This is a genomic window from Mesorhizobium sp. M0991, assembly GCF_040318915.1.
Classification (GTDB): Bacteria; Pseudomonadota; Alphaproteobacteria; order Rhizobiales; family Rhizobiaceae; genus Mesorhizobium.
In genome coordinates, this window is the sequence record NZ_JAMYNE010000015.1 from 151,267 (window position 1) to 171,448 (window position 20,182).

The 20,182-nt window shown below is 64.0% G+C and carries 14 protein-coding genes; 9 read left to right on the forward strand and 5 right to left on the reverse strand.

The features are described from left to right. Nucleotides 1-28: 28 nt before the first annotated feature. Nucleotides 29-2,518, reverse strand: coding sequence for a mechanosensitive ion channel family protein (locus NKH70_RS21955; RefSeq protein ID WP_353025980.1), 2,490 nt, complete (start codon nt 2,516-2,518; stop codon nt 29-31). Nucleotides 2,519-2,741: 223 nt separating this feature from the next. Here NKH70_RS21955 and NKH70_RS21960 point away from each other — a divergent pair, with 223 nt between their 5' ends. The 4 genes from NKH70_RS21960 to NKH70_RS21975 all read left to right on the forward strand — a co-directional run bounded on the left by NKH70_RS21960 (nt 2,742) and on the right by NKH70_RS21975 (nt 7,942). Beyond that, a complete protein-coding gene (locus NKH70_RS21960) occupies nt 2,742-4,001 on the forward strand; it encodes a sarcosine oxidase subunit beta (RefSeq protein ID WP_352978409.1) in 1,260 nt (419 codons plus the stop codon). Nucleotides 4,002-4,072: 71 nt separating this feature from the next. Further along, a complete protein-coding gene (locus NKH70_RS21965) occupies nt 4,073-4,369 on the forward strand; it encodes a sarcosine oxidase subunit delta (RefSeq protein WP_352978411.1) in 297 nt (98 codons plus the stop codon). Beyond that, the gene (locus tag NKH70_RS21970) at nt 4,366-7,362 is read left to right on the forward strand and encodes a sarcosine oxidase subunit alpha (RefSeq protein ID WP_352978413.1); all 2,997 of its coding nucleotides are present in this window, start codon (nt 4,366-4,368) and stop codon (nt 7,360-7,362) included. Before NKH70_RS21965 ends, NKH70_RS21970 begins: the two co-directional genes overlap by 4 nt. Next, entirely contained in the window at nt 7,355-7,942 is a 588-nt protein-coding gene (locus tag NKH70_RS21975) for a sarcosine oxidase subunit gamma (RefSeq protein WP_352913215.1), read from the forward strand. The genes NKH70_RS21970 and NKH70_RS21975 overlap by 8 nt, the downstream gene beginning before the upstream one ends. Before the next feature lie 20 nt (nt 7,943-7,962). Here the strand turns inward: NKH70_RS21975 and NKH70_RS21980 are convergent, their stop codons facing one another. Continuing rightward, a complete protein-coding gene (locus NKH70_RS21980; RefSeq protein ID WP_352978414.1) occupies nt 7,963-8,661 on the reverse strand; it encodes a nitroreductase in 699 nt (232 codons plus the stop codon). Between the two features lie 308 nt (nt 8,662-8,969). On the opposite strand from NKH70_RS21980, the gene NKH70_RS21985 reads away from it, so the two are divergent. Genes NKH70_RS21985 through NKH70_RS22005 form a run of 5 tightly spaced genes read left to right on the forward strand, consistent with a single transcriptional unit; the run spans nt 8,970 to nt 16,557 of the window. After that, nucleotides 8,970-9,557 (forward strand): helix-turn-helix domain-containing protein, encoded by a 588-nt coding sequence (locus tag NKH70_RS21985; RefSeq protein ID WP_353025982.1) that lies wholly within the window; start codon nt 8,970-8,972, stop codon nt 9,555-9,557. Between the two features lie 13 nt (nt 9,558-9,570). Further along, the gene (locus NKH70_RS21990) at nt 9,571-12,024 is read left to right on the forward strand and encodes a GcvT family protein (RefSeq protein WP_353025983.1); all 2,454 of its coding nucleotides are present in this window, start codon (nt 9,571-9,573) and stop codon (nt 12,022-12,024) included. Then, nucleotides 12,021-12,920: a homocysteine S-methyltransferase family protein gene (locus NKH70_RS21995; protein ID WP_353025984.1), complete on the forward strand. Its 900-nt coding sequence runs from the start codon at nt 12,021-12,023 to the stop codon at nt 12,918-12,920. Before NKH70_RS21990 ends, NKH70_RS21995 begins: the two co-directional genes overlap by 4 nt. Continuing rightward, a complete protein-coding gene (locus NKH70_RS22000; protein WP_353025985.1) occupies nt 12,920-14,101 on the forward strand; it encodes a pyridoxal phosphate-dependent aminotransferase in 1,182 nt (393 codons plus the stop codon). Before NKH70_RS21995 ends, NKH70_RS22000 begins: the two co-directional genes overlap by 1 nt. Then, nucleotides 14,098-16,557, forward strand: a complete 2,460-nt coding sequence (locus tag NKH70_RS22005; RefSeq protein WP_353025986.1) for a GcvT family protein — start codon at nt 14,098-14,100, stop codon at nt 16,555-16,557. The genes NKH70_RS22000 and NKH70_RS22005 overlap by 4 nt, the downstream gene beginning before the upstream one ends. A 6-nt stretch (nt 16,558-16,563) precedes the next feature. On the opposite strand, the gene NKH70_RS22010 is transcribed toward NKH70_RS22005, so the two are convergent. From NKH70_RS22010 to NKH70_RS22020, 3 genes are all read right to left on the reverse strand, one after another. Continuing rightward, nucleotides 16,564-17,145 carry an NAD(P)H-dependent oxidoreductase gene (locus NKH70_RS22010; protein WP_353025987.1) on the reverse strand — a complete coding sequence of 194 codons (582 nt, stop codon included), beginning with the start codon at nt 17,143-17,145 and terminating at the stop codon, nt 16,564-16,566. Between the two features lie 207 nt (nt 17,146-17,352). Continuing rightward, nucleotides 17,353-18,750, reverse strand: coding sequence for an FAD-binding oxidoreductase (locus NKH70_RS22015; RefSeq protein ID WP_353025992.1), 1,398 nt, complete (start codon nt 18,748-18,750; stop codon nt 17,353-17,355). Next, nucleotides 18,750-20,048 (reverse strand): cytosine deaminase, encoded by a 1,299-nt coding sequence (locus NKH70_RS22020; protein WP_352978428.1) that lies wholly within the window; start codon nt 20,046-20,048, stop codon nt 18,750-18,752. The genes NKH70_RS22015 and NKH70_RS22020 overlap by 1 nt, the downstream gene beginning before the upstream one ends. Between the last annotated feature and the right edge of the window lie 134 nt (nt 20,049-20,182).

Below are 20,182 nucleotides of genomic sequence, written 5' to 3' on the forward strand. Positions count from 1 at the left end.
CGAAGGCTTGAAGGCAAGCTCCAAACAGCTAGTCAGGATCGGGCTTCCGCACCTTGCGTCCCGACTTGGCGAGACGTTTCGCCTCTGCCGCCGCGAGGACTTTTGCTTGCTCTCGCTCGGCGAATTCGACTTCGATCTTGTCGTCGTCGATCGGCCACGCCTCGTGCTTTTTGGTCTCGACGACGGCGCGCGGCGCCGACGGAATTTCGATATGCTGGTCGGCGAACACATCGAAGATAGTAAAGCGGATGTCGTTCTGGACGATATTGCCACTAAGAACGTCTGCCAGGAACACGCGAATCTCGAATTCGAGTGCGGCCGGGCCGAAATTGGAAAACAGCACGAAGGGTTCCGGATTTTTCAGCACCAACGGATGACTGCGCGCAATCTCCAACAGGACGCCATGCACGTGCTTGACGTCGCTGCCATAGGCGACGCCGACCTTGATGTCGACGCGGCCGAGTTTGTTGCGGTGCGTCCAGTTGCCGACCGCATTGTTGATCAGGTTTGAATTGGGCAGGATCACCGATTGCCGCTGGAACGTCTCGATCTCGGTGGCGCGTACGCTGATCTTCTTGACCGTGCCGCTGATGTCGCCGGCGACGATCCAGTCGCCGACCTTGAACGGCCGCTCGGCCAACAGGATCAGACCCGACACGAAATTCGAGACGACATTCTGCAGGCCGAAACCGATGCCGAGGGACAGGGCGCCGGCGACCAGCGCGAGATTGGAGAGGTCGATACCGGCCGCCGAGATGCCGACCAGTGCCGCGACCGCGACGCCGGCATAACCGACCGCCAGCCGGATCGAATTGCGCACGCCGGTGTCGACCCGGCCGCGCGCCATCACCGAGCCGTCGAGCCAGCCCTGGAACCAGCGCGTCAGGAAATAGCCGATGATGAAGACGACGACGCCGGTGAGGATGCCGGTGACCGAGATCGTCACCGAGCCGATGGTGAGCCCGGTCGCCAGCTTGTAGGCCCACGCCTGGATGTCGCCGGGCTGGAAGCCCCACATCAACAGGATCAGCGGCAGGAACACCAGCACGATCATAATGTTGATGGCGGCGCTGACGACAAGCCCGAGCTGGTCGAGCGCGGTCTCTTCATAGCTTGAATTGGCCGATAGCCAGCGCCCGATCGAAGTGTTGGCGAAACCGCCTTCCTCGCCGATCGCCCGCGCCGACAGGAAGCCGATATAGGCGGTGACCAGGATCGTGCCGGTGACCACGACCTGCACCGAGACGAAAATGGCAAGGCCGATAAAGCCGAGCAGCGCCGACGCGATGGTGAATAGCCCCAGCGCGACGGCGGTGTAGCGCAGCCATGCCGGCCACGGGCGCCAGCTCCCGTCGGCAGCCTTGAACGGCTTAAGCAGGCTCATCAGGATCAGGATGACGCCGACGCTGATGGTGGCGACAAAGCTTCTGGCGATGGTCAGCGACAGCGGCGAGCCCATCTTGTCGTTGACGACCGACAGGAAATAATTGATGCCGATGGCGACGGCCATGGCAGTGGTCAGCCGCACCAGCCAGCGCGCCGGGCCGGTTTCGACAGGGATCAGACGCCAGTTCGGCAGCCGCGGTTCCAGCGCCGAATTGGTCAGCCGGTTGACGCAGAACACCACCGCGATAACGGCAACCAGCGCATTCAGGAAGATGCCGATGTCGCCGCGCAACACGTTATAGTAATTGAAGAAGAAAATGGTCGAGACAAGGAAGACGCCAACCGCCAGCGTCGGCAGCAATGTCGACCAGAACGCCACCGACAAGCGGCTGAGATAGGAGGGATCCTCGACGGAAGGATCGGCTTCGAAGACGCGGCCGAACAGGCGCCGCCCGCCGACGAAAAGCACAGCAGCCAGCGCGAGCGCCATCAGGGCCGCGGCAAGAATGGCCTGGAACTTGAACTTGAAGGCGAAGCTCAGCCAGGACGACACCGCCTTATAGAAACTGGTAAATTCGTCGTTGGCGTCGGAAATGACCTCGGGGCTCAATGCATCCGACAGCACGTAGCGCTTGGTGAGCTGATTGCGGAACAGCTGGCTGCGCATGTTGCCTATCTGCTCGATCAGCCCGCTGATGCGGATCGACAGGGTTTGCGCCGTGGCGATGACGGCATTGATTTCGGCTTTTTCGGAGGCCAGCGCCTGGCGTTCGCCGGTCACGATATCGGGCTCGGCCGGCTGGCCCGCGGCCGGTGGCGGACCCAACTGCTCGAGCCGACTGTTGATCTCGCTCAGCCGCGGCCGGAAAGCGAGCGCGCTGTTCAGCGAAGCGCGCGACATTTCTTCCAGCTGCAGCCGAATATCGACAAGGCTGGCGTCATCGTCGCCGTCCTGCTGGATCTTCTTTTCGAGGTTGTCGGTCTTTGTCGTCAGATCTTGGAGGATCTTCTGCTGATCACTGACCAGTCCCGCAGGCGCCTGGCCAAGCCCTTGCGCCACCGCTCGCAACGAAAGCGGCGCCGTGGCGACAAGCGCCAGGACCAGAACGAAACGGATCAGTCGGAAAAACATGATTGTCTGGCGACTCACGGGCGATAAGGCGTTCTAAAGGCCCGCTCTTGATAAAGACCGACATATCTGGGGGCAAGCCGTCCCTGACGGCCCGCTTTCGAAGTCGGCCAATCGAAGTCGCCAATCGAAGTCGGGGAGTCGAAAAGCGATGGCGCAATCTTGGCTTTGCATTGGCGGCCTGCTCTATAGTCTGCCGCAAAGCCTGAAATGGATGACAATAAGAATGGCGGAATATTCGGCCTTTTCGCTTCTCAAAAACGCGCTGACCGGAAACAAGGACTGGAAGCCGGCCTGGCGCAAGCCCGACCCGAAAGCGTCCTACGACGTGATCGTCATCGGCGGCGGCGGCCATGGCCTGTCGACCGCTTACTATCTAGCCAAGGAGCACGGCATCACCAATGTCGCGGTGCTGGAGAAGGGCTGGCTCGGCTCCGGCAATGTCGGCCGCAACACCACGGCGGTCCGTTCCAACTATCTCCTGCCGGCCAACACGCGCTTTTACGAGCATTCGATGAAGCTGTGGGAGAACCTGGCCCATGACCTCAACTACAACGTCATGTTCTCGCAGCGCGGCTGCCTGAACCTCGCCCACACACCTGCCCAGCTCGACGACTATGCCCGGCGTGGCAACGCCATGCGCCATCTCGGCGTCGACGCCGAACTGATGACCCCCGCCGAAATCGCGCGCCTGGTGCCGGCGCTCGACGTCTCGGCCACCGCGCGTTTCCCGATCGTCGGTGGCCTGATGCAGCGGCGCGCCGGCACCGCCCGCCACGACGCGGTCGCCTGGGGCTATGCGCGCGGCGCAGATCGCCGCGGCGTCGACATCATCGAAAACTGCGAGGTCACCGGCTTCCTGCGCGACGGCGACCGCATCACCGGCGTCACGACGACGCGCGGCGAAATCCGCGCCAAAAAGGTAGCCGTCGCAGTGGCCGGCAGCACCGGGCGGGTCATGCGGCTTGCCGGCATCGAGACGATGCCGATCGAGAGCCACGTGCTGCAGGCCTTCGTCACGGAATCGCTAAAACCCTTCATCGATACGGTCCTGACCTTCGGCATGGGCCATTTTTATATGTCGCAATCGGACAAGGGCGGCCTTGTCTATGGCGGCGATCTCGACGGCTACAACAGCTACGCCCAACGCGGCAGCCTGCCGATCGTCGATGAGGTGATGAGCGAGATGCTGGCGCTATTCCCGGGGCTCGCCCGCGTCCGCATGCTGCGCTCATGGGGCGGCGTCTGCGACATGTCGATGGACGGCTCGCCAATCATCACCACCGGTCCGCTGCCGGGCATGTATCTCAATTGCGGCTGGTGCTATGGCGGCTTCAAGGCGACGCCGGCTTCCGGCTGGTGCTTTGCCTGGACCATTGCCAAGGACGAGCCGCACGATCTCAATGCGGCCTTCACGCTCGACCGCTTTTACCGTGGCCTGGTGATCGACGACAAGGGCCAGGGCGCCACGCCCCGGCTGCATTAGGCCATGATCCCGAAAAGTGGAAACCGGTTTTCGGACAAGATCATGGTCAAACGAGAAAGTTTAAGAAATCCATGCTCATTACCTGCCCCTATTGCGGTCCGCGCGACGTCATCGAGTTCACCTATCAGGGCGACGGCAACCGCCTGCGCCCACAGCCCGCCTCGCAGAACCTCGACGCCTGGAACGCCTATGTCTACGATCGGCTTAACCCGGCCGGCGACCACAATGAGATCTGGCAGCATTCCGGCGGCTGCCGCGCCCATCTCAGGGTCGTACGCAACACGCTGACGCACGAGATCTCCAGCACCGCGTTCGCGCGCGGCGACCACAACTCGGTTGCGCGGCACCGGGCCGAGGACAAGCCATGAGCCCGCGCCGTAGCGAGGCCGGCGGCCTCATCGACCGGCTGCGGACCATCCGTTTCACCTTCGACGGCGCCCCCTATACCGGCCATGCTGGCGACACGCTGGCTTCGGCGCTGCTGGCCAACGGCGTCTCCCTGTTTGGGCGTTCGTTCAAATATCACCGCCCGCGCGGCGTGCTGACTGCCGGCGTCGAGGAGCCAAACGCGCTGGTGACGGTGTTGAGGGGCGAGGTTCGCGAGCCGAACATTCCCGCCACCATGGTCGAGATCTATGACGGGCTGGCAGGAATCAGCCAGAACCGCTTCCCCTCGCTTGCCTGGGACGTCAGTGCCGTGAACCAGCTCGGCGGCAAGCTTTTGTCGGCCGGCTTCTACTACAAGACCTTCATGGGACCGGTGATAGGTCCGCTGAAGGGCACGCGCTTCTGGATGTTCTGTGAGCATTTCATCCGCCGTGCCGCCGGCCTGGGCAAGGCAGGCACGGCTCCCGATACGGCGCGCTACGAACGCATGAACGCGTTTTGCGATGTGCTGGTGGTCGGCTCCGGCCCGGCCGGACTGATGGCCGCCAGGGCGGCCGCCGATCAGGGTGCACGCGTCATCCTGGCCGAGCTCGAGCCGCATTTCGGCGGCTCGGCCAATTGGTCGGGCGAGACGATCGATGGCATGCCGGCCGCCGACTGGGCAGCGCGCGCCGCCGGCCAGCTCGAAGGCCGTGACAACGTCCGCCTGCTGCCGCGCACCACCGTCTGGGGCTATTATGACGGCAACACACTTGCCGCGATCGAACGCGTCACCGACCACAAGGAAAAGCCCGGCAAAGGCGAGCCGCGCCATCGCTACTGGACGATCCGCGCCAAATCGGTGGTGCTGGCCACCGGCTCCCTGGAGCGTCCGCTGGTCTTTCCGGGCAACGATCGGCCAGGCGTAATGCTGGCGCATGCTGCCGAGCGTTATGCCAATGAATATGGCGTGCTGCCCGGCGACAGGATCGGGGTGTTCACCAACAATGACAGCGCCTATCGCTCCGCCCTTGCGCTGAAGAAGGCCGGCGCCGTGGTCGTCGCCATCGTCGACGTGCGCCCTGAGCTTTCGAGCGAAATGCGCAAGCTGGCCGGCGAAGCGGAGGCCGAGATCCTTTCTGGCCACGCGGTGATCGCCACCGAGGGCGGCAAGGCGCTTTCCGGCTTCAAGGTGCAGCGCTTCGACATGGTCAACGGCGCGCTTTCCGGCGATGCGCGCAGCATCCACGCCGACTGCCTGCTGATGTCGGGCGGCTGGTCGCCGACCATCCATCTGGCCAGCCAGGCCGGCGCCAGAGCGGAATGGAACGAAGCATTGCAAGCTTTCCTGCCGCCCAAGCCCGCAACACGGCAATGGATCGGCGCCGGCGCCTTCACCGGCAGTTTCTCCACCGCCGAGGCGATCACCGAAGGCCGCGCCGCCGGCCTTTCCGCTGCGGGCGCAACCGCCACGCCGGCGGCCTTGCCTGCCATCGAGGCAAGACCTGGCGATCCCGATCCGGCGCCGGTGTTCGAGATCAAGGCCGAAGGAAAGAGCTTCGTCGATTTCCAGCATGACGTGACGGCGGATGACGTGCGGCTGGCGCATCGCGAAGGCTTCGTCTCGGTCGAGCATCTGAAGCGCTACACTACGCTCGGCATGGCGACGGACCAGGGCAAGAACTCCAACATACCCGGCCTCGCCATCATGGCCGAGGCGCTGGGCAAGCCGATCCCGCAGGTCGGCACGACGCGCTTTCGCCCGCCCTTTTCGGCGGTGTCGATCGGCTCGCTTGCCGCCGAACGCTTCGGCGATCTGAAGCCCGAGCGGCTAACGCCGATGCATGACTGGCACGTCGCCAACGGCGCCACCATGTATTCGGCCGGCCTCTGGTACCGGCCGATGATCTACGGCCATCCCGGCGAGACGATCGAGCAGGCCTATGTGCGCGAAGCGAGAGCCACGCGCGAGAGCGCCGGCATCGTCGACGTCTCGACACTTGGCAAGATCGCGGTGCAAGGCCCGGACGCGGCGGAATTCCTCGACCGCGTATACACAAACATGTTTTCGACGCTGGCCGTCGGCAAGGCGCGCTACGGGCTGATGCTGCGCGAGGACGGTCTCGCCTTCGACGACGGCACCACGTGGCGGCTCGGCGAGCAGGATTTCCTGATGACCACCACCACCGCCAATGCCGGCAAGGTGATGCAGCATCTGGAGTATTTCCTCGACGTGATCTGGCCGGAGCTCAAGGTCCACGTCACCTCGGTGACCGACCAATGGGCCGGTGCCGCCATCGGCGGGCCGAAAGCGAGGCAGATATTGGCCGCGTGCGTCAGCGGCACCGCCGTCGACAACGCCGCCCTGCCCTTCATGGGCATCGTCCACGGCGAAATCGCTGGCGTGCCGGTGATGATCTGCCGGCTGTCCTTCTCCGGCGAAATGGCCTTCGAGGTCTATTCCGGCGCCGGTTACGGCACCCATGTTTGGGAGGCGCTGATCGAAGCCGGCAGGCCGTTCGGGCTGGTGACCTACGGCCTGGAGGCGCTGGGCACCATGCGCATCGAGAAAGGCCACGTCACCGGCGCCGAGATCGACGGCCGCACTACGGCACGCGACCTGCATCTCGACTGGATGCTGTCGAAGAAGAAGCCGTTCATCGGTTCGGCGATGATGGACCGCGAGGGGCTGATCGCACCCGACCGCCTGGAACTCGTCGGTATTGTTTCGCTCGACAACCAGCCGCTCAACGGCGGCGCACACATCGTCGAGGAGCTTGACGAAGCCAATCCGCACGGCTCGCTCGGCCACATCACCGCCTGCTGCTATTCGCCGGCGCTCGGCAAATATATCGCGCTTGCCCTGGTCAAGGGCGGCAAGGCGCGGCGCGGCTCGCGTGCCTATGTTTCCGACCCGTTGCGCAACCGGTTCGGGCCGGTCGAGATCGTCTCCAACCATTTCTTCGATCCGGACGGGAGCCGCATGCATGGTTGAACGCCAATCACCGCTTGAGCCGGTGCTGCATCCAGGCTCGCATGGCAATTTCGAGCACGGTGTCGAAATCATCCTCTCCGAAACCAGGCAGGGTTCGATCCTGCAGCTCGCCGCCTGGCCCGGCGAGGAGAAGAAGTTGATGGCCGGCATCCATGCGGTCACCGGCCTGGCTTTGCCCGACGGTGCCGGCGGCGGTGTCACGGACGGCGTCAGGTCGGTGTTTGGCTTTGCGCCGGGAAAGTTCACTGTGGTCGATGAAGCCGAGGGATTGGCGTCGGCCTTTGCCAGTGTCGTCACTTCGGCCATCGGTACGGTGACCGACCTTTCGCACGGCCGCACCGCGATCCGTATCGCCGGGCCGAAGGCCGAGTGGGTGCTGGCAAAATTCTTCGCCATCGACTTCGCGCTGCCGGCGTTCCCGATCGGCGCCGGCCGCTCGACCATGCATCACGACGTCTTCGCGCAGATCCAGCGCACCGGCGCCGATCAGTTCGACATCTATGTGTTCCGCTCGTTTGCCCGCTCGTTCTGGAAGGCGCTCTGCCACGCCAGCGAGGAAGTCGGCTACGAAGTGCAGTAGCTAGACGGCGCGTCGTCACCTTACTCGGCGAACGTCACCCACTCTTCCAGCGGCGCGCGGTCGGTGCGGAAGGCATTTTCGGGCTTGGACGTATCCTCATGGCCGAGCGCCATGCCGCAGACGACGATCTCCTCGTCGGGGATGTTGAGCACCGGCCTGATCTGCCGGTGATAGGGCGCGAAGGCGGCCTGCGGGCAGGTGTGCAGGCCCCTGCCCCGCGCCGCGACCATGATGTTTTGCAGGAACATGCCGTAGTCGATCCACGACCCCTTGTTCAGCCGCCGGTCGACGGTGAAGATCATGCCGACCGGCGCATCGAAGAAGACGAAATTGCGGTCATGCTGCGCACGCATCCTGTCGACCTCGCGCCGGCCGATGCCGAGCACGCCGTAGAGGCCGAAGCCGTTGGCCCGCCGTCGCGTCAGATAGGGTTCGAAGAACTGGTCGGGATAGTAGCGGTACTCGTCCCACTCGGCCTTTTCGGCGCGGATGCCCGAACTGAGGATGGCGTCGGTGATGCGCTGCTTGACCTCGCCTTTGGTCACATAGACCTTCCAGGGCTGCATGTTGGTGCCTGAGGGCGCGCGCGCGGCAACGGCGAGAATACCGCGGATGGTGTCGTCGTCGACCATGTCGGGCAAGAAGGCGCGTACGGACCGGCGCGAGGTGATCGCGTCATCGACGATCGCCGCCGCAATCCGGGAGTTGTTTTCCAGCATGGGCTGTCCCTTTGCGCATAATCCTGGAACCCGGCTATCCGGAAAGGATCATGCGCCGACTAGAAGTGATGGAGCATCCTTGCGAGTTTCTATGAACGCTCGACGCCCTATCCGCCTCGACCGGACGCCCCACTCTCCGCTCGTGCGCCGAGCCTTTGCCTGAACCGTCAAAATGGCGCAAGTAAATCTTGTGGGTTCATGAAAATCATCTTGATTTTTTCACAGACCTGCGGTCACATGAAATTTGCCAAGAATTTTTCATCGAGATTCTTCATTTTTCACCAAGTGATTCATCAAAGGGAGTGGCTTTGCCCTCGATCGCCGCAAGACCGGAACAAGATAACGGCGAACGACTGCTGGCCAGCGACATTCGCGCGTTGCGCAAGGCGCGCGGCCTGACGCTTGCCGAAATCGGGCTGAAGCTCGGCCGTTCCGTCGGCTGGGTCAGCCAGGTCGAGCGCAGCCTGTCGATCCCGTCGCTCGGCGATCTCAGGGCCTTCGCCGAATTGTTCGGCGTGCCGGTCAGCCTGTTCTTCAGCCATGACGTGCCTGTCGAGACCGAACGCGGCGTGGTCGTGCGCGCCGGCAACCGGCGCACGCTTGGCACAAGCGATTCCGGCCTGGTGGAGGAGCTTCTGTCGCCCGATCTCGGCGGTAGCTTCGAGATGCTGCGTTCGGTCTTCGCCCCCGGTGCCGAGCTGAAGAGCGAGGCGCGCCGGCCGACCGAGGAAGCCGGTTACGTCGCGTCCGGCAGCTTCGACATCGAAATTGCCGGCGTCTGGCACCGGCTTGGAGAAGGCGACTCCTTCCGCTTTGACGGCAAGCCGTTCCGCTGGCGCAATCCTGGAGCGGAACCGGCTGTGGTGATCTGGGTGGTTTCGCCGCCCGTCTATTGATCTGGAGAAGAACATGGCCGGTTTGCCGACCACGGCGCGCGTGGTGATCATCGGAGGCGGTGCCGTCGGCGCCTCCTCGCTCTACCATCTCGCCAAAGCGGGCTGGACCGACTGCGTGCTTCTGGAGAAGAACGAGCTGACTTCCGGCTCGACCTGGCATGCCGCCGGCAACGTGCCGACTTTCTCCTCGTCATGGTCGCTGATGAACATGCAGCGCTATTCGACCGAGCTCTATCGCCGGCTGGCCGACGAGGTCGGCTATCCCATGAACTACCACGTCACCGGCTCGCTCAGGCTCGCCCATACGACCGAGCGTATGCAGGAATTCCAGCGCGCCAAGGGCATGGGCCGCTACCAGGGCATGGACATCGACGTGGTCGGCCCGGACGAGATCAAACGCCGTTATCCCTTCATCGAGACGCATGAGCTGAAAGGCGCGCTCTACGATCCGAATGACGGCGATATCGACCCGGCGCAATTGACCCAGGCGCTGGCTAAAGGTGCCCGCGACATGGGCGCGAAGATCATCCGCTTCTGCCCGGTCACCGGCGTGCACCGCGAGAACGACGAGTGGGTGGTCGAGACGGCGCAAGGCGAGATCCGTTGCGAGATCGTCGTCAATGCCGCGGGCTACCGCGCCGCCGAAGTCGGCAGGATGTTCGGCCGCGAGGTGCCGATGATGGTGATGAGCCATCAATATATCCTGTTCGAGGAAATCCCCGAACTGGCGGCGTGGTCGAAGGAACAAGGCAAGAAGCTGCCGCTGCTGCGCGACGTCGATACGTCCTATTATCTGCGCCAGGAAAAGAATGGCATGAACCTCGGCCCCTATGAGCGCAATTGCCGCGCCCACTGGGTCGGCCACAACGATCCGATGCCCGACGACTTTTCGTTCCAGCTGTTTCCCGACGATCTCGACCGGCTGGAACACTACCTGGCCGATGCTGTCGCCCGCGTGCCGATCCTCGGCACCGCCGGCCTGTCCAAGGTCATCAACGGGCCGATCCCCTATGCGCCCGACGGCAACCCGCTGATCGGGCCGATGCCCGGCGTGCCGAACGCCTTCGAGGCCTGCGTCTTTACCTTCGGCATCGCCCAGGGCGGCGGCGCCGGCAAGGTGCTGGCCGAATGGGTGACGCAAGGCCAGACCGAATGGGACATGTGGTCGTGCGATCCACGCCGTTTCACCGCCTTTGCCTCGGCCCCGGATTATTGCGTCGCCAAGGGCATGGAGATCTACGGCAACGAATATGCCATCCAGTTCCCGCGCCATGCCTGGCCGGCCGGGCGCGACCGCAAGCTGTCGCCGCTCCACGACCGCATCAAGGCACTCGGCGCCCGGTTCGACGCTTATAATGGCTGGGAACGCGCCACCTGGTATGCGAAGGCAGGCGACGACATCTCCGAAGAATCCACGCTGACCTTCCGCCGCGACGGGCCGTGGCAGCATCGCGTGCGCGAGGAATGCCTCGCCGTCCGCGATGCCGCCGGCATTTTGGACCTGCCGGGGTTTTCCCGTTTCAATCTCGACGGTCCGGGTGGCGCCGAATGGCTGAGCCTCCAGGTGACAGGCCTGGTGCCGAAACCCGGCCGCATCGGCCTCGTCTATTTTGCCGACGACAAGGGCCGCATCGTCACCGAAATGTCGGTGGTCCGCCACGACGAGAACCTGATGACGCTGATCACCGCCGCTGTGGCTCAGTGGCATGATTTCGAATGGCTGAAGTCGCGCATCCCGAAGGACGCCACATTCAAGCTGGTCGACAGGACGGAGGAATACTCCACCCAGATCCTCGCCGGCCCCAACTCGCGAAACATCCTCGCCGAACTCTGCGCGGCCGACCTCACCCTGCCCTGGCTGACGCATCAGGAAACCAGTATCGCCGGACGTTGGGCAAAGCTGGTGCGCGTGTCCTTCGCCGGCGAGCTCGGCTGGGAAATCCACAGCAAGGTCGACGATACCGCAGCCATCTTCGACGCCGTCTGGGCGGCCGGGCAGAGGCATGGCCTAAAACCGTTCGGCATGTACGCGCTGGATTCGCTCCGGCTCGAAAAAGGTTACCGCACCTGGAAGGGCGACCTGTCGACCGACTATTCGATCCTGCAGGGCGGGCTGGAGCGCTTCGTCAGATGGGACAAGCCCGACTTCCGCGGCAAGGCGGCGCTGCAGAACGAAAAGCAGCAGGGCGTAAAGAAACGCTTCGTCACGCTGGTCGTCGAAAATCCCGGCGACTGCGACGCACCCTATATGTCGACGCTGTGGCATGAAGGCCGGATCGTCGGCGAGACAACGTCCGGCGGCTGGGGTCATCGCATCGACAAGTCGATCGCGCTCGGCATGCTGCGCGCTGACCTTACCGAGCCGGGAACCGCGGTCGAGGTCGAGATCTTCGGCGAACGTTTTCGGGCGGTCGTGCAGAAGGATGAGCCGTTATGGGATTCAAAGAACGTGAGGCTCAGAGCATGAAGAAAGTGATCCTCACCGATGGCGGCATGGGCCAGGAGCTGGTCCGCCGCAGCAGTTCCGAGCCGACGCCGCTGTGGTCAGCCAGGGTGCTGATCGACGAACCGGATCTGGTGCGCGACCTGCATGCGGAATTCATCCGCGCCGGCGCCCGCGTCATCACCATCAACACCTATTCAGCCACGCCCGAGCGGCTGGCGCGCGAGGGCGCGGAAGAGCTGTTCAAGCCGCTGCAGAAGCGTGGCATAGAACTGGCAAGGCAAGCACGCGACCAGGCCGGCGACGCGGCGATTGCCGGCTGCCTGTCGCCGCTGTTCGGCAGCTATGCGCCGGCACTGACGATATCCTTCCAGGATACGCTCGACATCTATCGCCGTATCGTTGCCGAGCAGGCGGACGGCGTCGATCTGTTTCTGTGCGAAACCATGGCGTCGGCCGAAGAGGCGCGCGCCGCGGTCACCGCGGCGTCGGAAAGCGGCAAGCCCGTATGGGTGTCGTGGACGCTTGCCGACCACGGCACGCCGCGCCTGCGCAGCGGCGAAGCCATTGCGGCGGCGTCGGGCGCTCTTGATGGCCTGCCCGTCGCGGCCCGGCTGATCAATTGCTGCCGGCCCGAAGCGATCGCTGCAGCGCTGCCCGAACTGATCGCTCTCGGCGGTCCGGTCGGCGCTTATGCCAATGGCTTCACCTCGATTGAGGCGCTCAAGCATGGCGGTACCGTGGAAGTGCTGCACGCCCGCCACGACCTCGATCCGGACGCCTACGCCGGCCAGGCGATCGGCTGGGTCGAGGCCGGCGCCGGCATCGTCGGCGGCTGCTGCGAAGTCGGACCCGCCCACATTGCCGCCCTGCGCGACCGGCTCGAACAGGTGGGTTATGAAATTTCGGGAGTAGCATAATGCCCAGACCATCATCGCGCATTTCCGGCATCGTGCCTTCCGGCAAGGATGGCTGGGAGGTTCATTCCGCTGCCTGGGCGCGCAAGCAGGCCGGCGAGGACATCATCATGCTCTCGGTCGGCGACCACGATTTCGATACGCCGAGCGAGACGATCGAAGCCTGCGTGACGGCGGTTCGTGCCAGCAATCATCACTACACGCCGCTTGCCGGCGTTCCGCGCCTGCGCAAGGCGATGGCCGCGGCCTCGACGCTGTGCACCGGCGTTGCGACCGGCCCCGACCAGGTCATCGCCACGCCGGGTGGGCAGGCAGCGCTCTACGCGGCCATTCAAGCGGTTCTCGACCAGGGCGACCATGCCATCGTCGTCGCGCCCTATTACGCCACCTATCCCAATACCTTCAGTGCGGCGGGCGCCGAGTTCAGCGTCGTCGAGACCCCCGCCGAGGATGGCTTTCAGCCGCGCGCCGCCGACATTCGCGCCGCCCTTCGGCCGAACACTCGCGCCATCCTGATCAACACGCCGAACAATCCCACGGGTGCCGTCTATTCGCGCGAGCGCCTGGAAGAGCTGGCGCAGATCTGCCGCGAGCATGACCTCTGGCTGCTGTCGGACGAGGTCTACTGGACGCTGGGCGGCGGCGAGCACGTCTCACCACGCTCGCTGCCCGGCATGGCGGAACGCACGCTGGTCATCAATTCGATGTCGAAGAGCCACGGCATGACCGGCTGGCGCATGGGCTGGCTGACCGGGCCGGAACCGATGGTCTTGCTGTTGACCGACCTCAATCTGGTAATGACCTACGGCCTGCCGGCCTTCATCAGTCTCGCCTGCGCGGAGGCGCTCGAAAATGGCTACGGCGTTAAGGAGATCGCCGAGCGCTACGCCGCGAGGCGCACCGTCGTCCTCGATGCCATGCGTGGCATGAACAACATCACGGTGCGCGGCTCCGAGGGCGGCATGTACGTCATGCTCGACATATCGGCCATCGAGCCGGACGATGAGAAATTCGCCTGGGCTTTCCTCGACCAGGAAAAGGTCGGCGTCATGCCCGGCTCGAGCTTTGGCGAGGCCGCTGCCGGCCATATCCGCGTCAGCCTCTGCCAGCCTGAGGCCGTACTGATGGAAGCTGCCACGCGCCTGCGCCGCTTCGCCTCCTTCTATCGCCGCGAGGCGGCATGAACGCCCTGCCCCCGAAAGCCATCCCTACCAAAGCAAGGGCGGTCATCATCGGTGGCGGCGTCTCCGGTTGCTCGGTCGCCTATCATCTGGCCAAGCTCGGCTGGACCGATATCGTGCTGCTCGAGCGCAAGCAGCTGACGTCGGGCACGACATGGCACGCCGCCGGCCTGATCGGCCAGTTGCGCGGCTCGCAGAACATGACGCGGCTGGCGAAGTACTCGGCCGACCTCTACGTCAAGCTGGAGGCCGAGACCGATGTCGGCACCGGCATGCGCCAGGTCGGCTCGATCACCGTGGCGCTGACCGAGGAGCGCAAGCACGAGATCTATCGGCAGGCGTCTCTCGCCCGCGCCTTCGATGTCGACGTGCGCGAGATTTCGCCAAACGAAGTCAAGGAGATGTACCAGCATCTTAATGTTTCCGATGTTGTCGGCGCCGTGCATCTGCCGCTCGACGGCCAGTGCGATCCGGCCAACATCGCCATGGCCTTGGCCAAGGGCGCGCGCCAGCGCGGTGCGACGATCGTCGAGAATGTGAAGGTCACCAAGGTCCACACCAAAAATGGGCGCGTCACCGGGGTTTCCTGGGCGCAAGGCGACGAGCAAGGCCTGATCGATACCGATATCGTCGTCAACTGCGCCGGCATGTGGGCACGCGAACTTGGCGCCCAGAACGGCGTCACCATTCCGCTGCACGCCTGCGAGCACTTTTATCTCGTGACGGAACCGATCCCCGGGCTTTCCCGCCTGCCGGTGCTGCGCGTGCCAGACGAGTGCGCCTACTACAAGGAAGATGCCGGCAAGATGATGCTCGGCGCTTTCGAGCCGGTGGCCAAGCCGTGGGGCATGAACGGCATAAGCGAGGAGTTCTGCTTCGACCAGTTGCCGCAGGATATGGACCATTTCGAGCCGATCCTGGAAATGGGCGTCAACCGCATGCCGATGCTGGCAACCGCCGGCATTCACACCTTCTTCAACGGCCCCGAGAGTTTTACCCCCGACGACCGCTATTATCTCGGCGAGGCGCCGGAGCTTTCCGGCTACTGGATGGCTACCGGCTACAATTCGATCGGCATCGTCTCCTCCGGCGGCGCCGGCATGGCGCTGGCGCAATGGATCAATGACGGCGAAGCGCCTTTCGACCTCTGGGAGGTCGACATCCGCCGCGCCCAGCCGTTCCAGAAGAACCGCCGCTATCTGAAGGAGCGCGTCTCCGAAACGCTTGGCCTGCTCTATGCCGATCATTTCCCCTACCGGCAGATGGCAACCTCGCGGAACGTGAGGCGCTCGCCGCTGCACGAACATCTGAAGGCGCGCGGCGCCGTCTTTGGCGAGGTCGCCGGCTGGGAGCGCGCCAACTGGTTCGCTAGGCCCGGCCAGGAGCGCGAATACCGCTATTCCTGGAAACGGCAGAACTGGTTCGACAACCAGCGCGAGGAGCATCTGGCGGTCAGGAGCGGCGTCGGCCTGTTCGACATGACCTCGTTCGGCAAGATCCGCGTCGAGGGTCGCGACGCCTGCGCTTTCCTGCAAAGACTCTGCGCCAACGACATGGACGTGGCGCCCGGCAAGATCGTCTACACCCAGATGCTCAACCAGCGCGGCGGCATCGAGAGCGATCTCACCGTCTCGCGGCTGTCCGAAACCGCCTTCTTCCTCGTCGTGCCCGGCGCGACGCTGCAACGCGACCTGGCGTGGCTGCGAAAACATCTTGCCGAGGAGTTCGTCGTCATTACCGATGTAACCGCTGCCGAAGCGGTGCTCTGCCTGATGGGCCCGGATTCGAGGAAGCTGATCCAAAAGGTCAGCCCGAATGATTTCTCCAATGACAACAACCCGTTCGGAACGTTTCAGGAGATCGAGATCGGCATGGGCCTGGCCCGCGCCCACCGCGTCACCTATGTCGGCGAACTCGGCTGGGAGCTTTATGTCTCGACCGACCAGGCCGCCCATGTCTTCGAGGCGATCGCGGAGGCAGGCACCGATGTCGGGCTAAAACTATGCGGCCTGCACACGCTGGATTCCTGCCGCATCGAAAAGGCGTTCAGGCATTTCGGCCACGACATCACCGACGAGGACAATGTGCTGGAGGCCGGCCTCGGCTTCGCCGTGAAGACGGCCAAGGGAGACTTCCTCGGCCGCGATGCGGTGCTGAAGAAGAAAGAAACCGGCCTGTCACGCCGGCTGGTGCAGTTCCGCCTGAACGACCCGGAGCCGCTGCTGTTCCACAACGAGGCGATCCTGCGCGACGGCAAGATCGTCGGCCCGATCACCTCGGGCAATTACGGCCATCATCTCGGCAGCGCTGTCGGGCTTGGCTACGTGCCTTGCAAGGGCGAGAACGAGGCGGATGTGCTGTCGTCGTCCTACGAGATCGAGATCGCCGGCGAGCGCTTTGCGGCGGAAGCGTCGCTTAAGCCGATGTACGATCCGAAGGCGGAACGGGTGCGGATGTAGCGCACCTCAGAACGCGTCCATCCTGGCCGCGACCTTCGCCACGAACCTCGTCCGCTTTTCGTCGGTCGACAGGTTCATCGAGTATTGCGCGAGGTAGGAAACCGACCCGCCGGGCTTGATGGTCGCACGCAGCACCCGCTTGACCAGCTTGCGCGGCGGGTCACCGATCAGCATGGCTCGGAACCGGCTGCCGCCATAGGTGGTGACCGCGACCACCTTGCGGATGTTGTGTAGTGACGGCTGCACCTTGCCTTCGACCAGCTTGAACGACACGCCGGGCAGGAAGGCGCGATCGAAAAAGCCTTTCAGAATGGCCGGATAGCCGAAGTTCCACACCGGAAACGACAGCACCAGAGCGTCGGCCCGCAGCAAGCGCTCAATGTAAGCCGCCGTAGGATCGCCGGCGCCGCGCCGGTCATGATAGGAGAGCCGTTCGGCCCGCGTCAGCCTGGGATCGAAACCCTCGGCATAGAGATCGCAATCGTCGACCGCATGGCCGGCCAACGTCAACCGCTCGACGATGGTCCGGTGCAGGCCGGCATTGAAGCTGGTCTCGACCGGATGAGCGTAGAGGACGAGGACGTTCAACCAAGTCCTCGCAGGTCGGCGCGAGGCACCCCCCTCTGCCCTGCCGGGCATCTCCCCCTCAAGGGGGGAGATTGGCTGTCACCGTCGCTTTTGCCAACCCCCAACGCGGCAAGGTGATCGGAGCGTAGAAACTGCCAATCTCCCCCCTTGAGGGGGAGATGGCCGGCAGGCCAGAGGGGGGTACAGCACCACACGCCCGTCATCGTCTCAACCCGCCTTCTCCAGCCCCTTAAACAGAAACGACTTGCCGGAGCGATAATCATAGTCCGGGTTTTCCCAGGCGATCATCTTGCCGGGATTGAGCAGCCCTTGCGGGTCGGTCTCGCGCTTGAAGGCCAGTTGCACCTCATCCGTCCGCTTCATGCCGCCTTCTTCCAGCGTGTAGCGGTGCGGGTTGAAGATCCAGCAGCCATTGTCTTCGTGGATGCGGATGATCTCGTCCAGCCGCTCGGCCGTGGTGAAGCGCACCAGCGGCAACCCGGCGATACCGATGGCTCCGTCGAAGCGGATGAATTCGAGATGCGCCGGCACCTCGTCGCCGAAGCGTTCGACCATCGCCTTGACGTGACCGAGGTGGTCCGGCGACGGATAGCGGGTCTGCAGGTAGGTGATCGTCGGATCGACCCGGATGGCGCGCAACGTGGTGTGGTTCCAGGTCAGCTCATAGGCCGGCGGCAGCCCCTTGAGATCGGCCTCCTTGTCGGAGCGGAAGACGATCTCGCCCTTGCTGCGCGTCGTGAAGGCGAGGAAGGCATCCATCGCATGCGGCGCAATCATCAGGACGACGATGCTTTGGCCGCGCCGGAAAAACCGCTGGTGGCGCTTGAAGTAATCGTATGGGATGGGTGCTGCGATCGGCGTGATCAGCTTCGCCAGTATGCCGTCCTGGATGGCGAGGTCGTTGCCGAAGCCGGCCGCATCCATGAAATCGTCGAAGCCGACGATGACGTCGATCCAGTCATAGCTGGCGGTCAGCGGCATCTCGACTTCGGTGATGATGCCGTTGGTGCCGTAGGCGTGCATGACCTTCAGCACGTCTTCGCCGGTGAGCTCCATGACACGTGGCTGTGCCTCCATCGTCACTGTCCTCAGCCGGATGACGTTGCCGAGGTCGCGCAGTCCGCCCCAGCGGATCGAGCCGATACCGCCGGAGCCGCCGGCGACGAACCCGCCGATCGATGCGGTGTTGTAGGTCGACGGCGACATGCGGAGTTCCTGGCCGGAATGCGCCCGCGTCGCTCTGTCGATGTCGGCGAGCACGGCGCCGGGGCCGGTGACGACACGGCCCGGCGCGATCATCTTGACCGCGTTCATCTCGGCGAGATTGAGCACCACGCCGCCGGATAGGGGCATCGCCTGCCCGTAATTGCCGGTGCCACTGCCGCGCGGCGTCACCGGCACGCCATGCCGATGGCAGGCGGCGAGAATGCGGACGACCTCGTCTTCGGTTTTCGGCGTCACGATCAGGTCACCGGTGACGTGCTCGAGCTGCTGCTTCAGCACCGGGCTGTACCAATAGAAGTCGCGACTCTTCTGCTGGACGATCGCCGGATGGTCGTCGACCTTGAGGCCGTCCAGGTCGCGCTTGAGCGCCGCAATATCCATCATTCCACCATCAGATCATCGAGTTCGGCATAATCGGGCAGCTGGCGCTCGATCGCATGCCCGTCGCGCACGACGATGCGATCCGATTCTGGCCGCGACAGCAATTCCGTCCAGCTTCTTCCCTTGAAGACGACGAAATCGGCCGCCCCTCCGGCGGCAAGCGTGCCGAAACCATCGAGCCGCATCACCTTGGCCGGCGTCGCGGTGACAGCTTGCGGCCAATCGGCAACGGGATGGTCGAGATGCAGGATGCGCGTCGCCATGCGATAGACCTCCAGCATATCGAGATCGCCATAGGCGTAGAACGGGTCGCGGGTATTGTCGGAGGCGACGGCGACGGCAATGCCGCGCGCCTTCATCTCGTGCAGCAGCGTCACCCCGCGCCAGCGCGGCGTGGTGTTGTCGTCGCGGCGGTCCTGCAGATAGAGATTGCACATCGGCAGCGACACCACCGCCAGGCCGGCTTTGGCGACCTTGTCCAGCGTGTCGAGCACGTCAAGGTCGGGCTGGCGCGCCAGAGAGCAGCAATGGCCGACCAGGATGTTCCCGTCAAAACCGTTCCAAAGGGCTGCTTCGGCAATCTTCTTCAGCGAGATCGCCGCGACATCGTCGGTCTCGTCGGCATGGAAATCGAGGTCGAGGCCGTGCTTGATCGCCTGCGCGAACACCTGGTCGAGCAATTCTTCGAGATCCGGCACCATATAGGTGACGACGCCAAGCACACCCTTGGCGGCAGCCACCCGTTTGGCCAGCCTCTCGAACCATTTCCTGTCGCGCACGCCCTCGATGCCGAGCAGGCAGGCCGCTTGCAGCTCGATGCGGCCGCGCCATTTTTCCCGCATCGTCTCGAATACCGGCCAGGAGATCTCTTCCTGCGGCGCAACACTGTCGAGATGCGTGCGCAGCGCCTTGGTGCCATACGCATAAGCCGAGCGCAGCGAAAAATCCATGCGGCGGGCAACATCGTCGGCGCTCCAGCGCGCCGCGCGGTCAGCGCCGGTTGCATTCAGCGCGGCCATGAAAGTGCCGTCCGGGTTGGGCTTTCGAGGCCAGATATGGCCCTTGTCGATATGGGTGTGGCAGTCGACGAAGCAGGGCAAGACGATGCGGCCGCCGAGGTCGGGGGCATCGGCCGGTGCATTGGATCGATGCGCCGTAATCCCGGAGATCTTGCCATCGGCGATGGCGATATCGGCGAGCCCAAACCCGTCGGTATCGAAGGCTCCAGAAAAGCCCGGCGTCAGTGAGGCATGAAGCCGAACCTTGGCGAGATGGTAGGAACCAGAAGCCGGTATCAAGGCGTACCCCCCTCTGTCCTGCCGGACATCTCCCCCTCAAGGGGGGAGATTGGCAGCTTCGCCGATGGCGCTCGTCTTGCAAGGTTGGCGATTGGCGAAATCCTGGATGGCATCCAATCTCCCCCCTTGAGGGG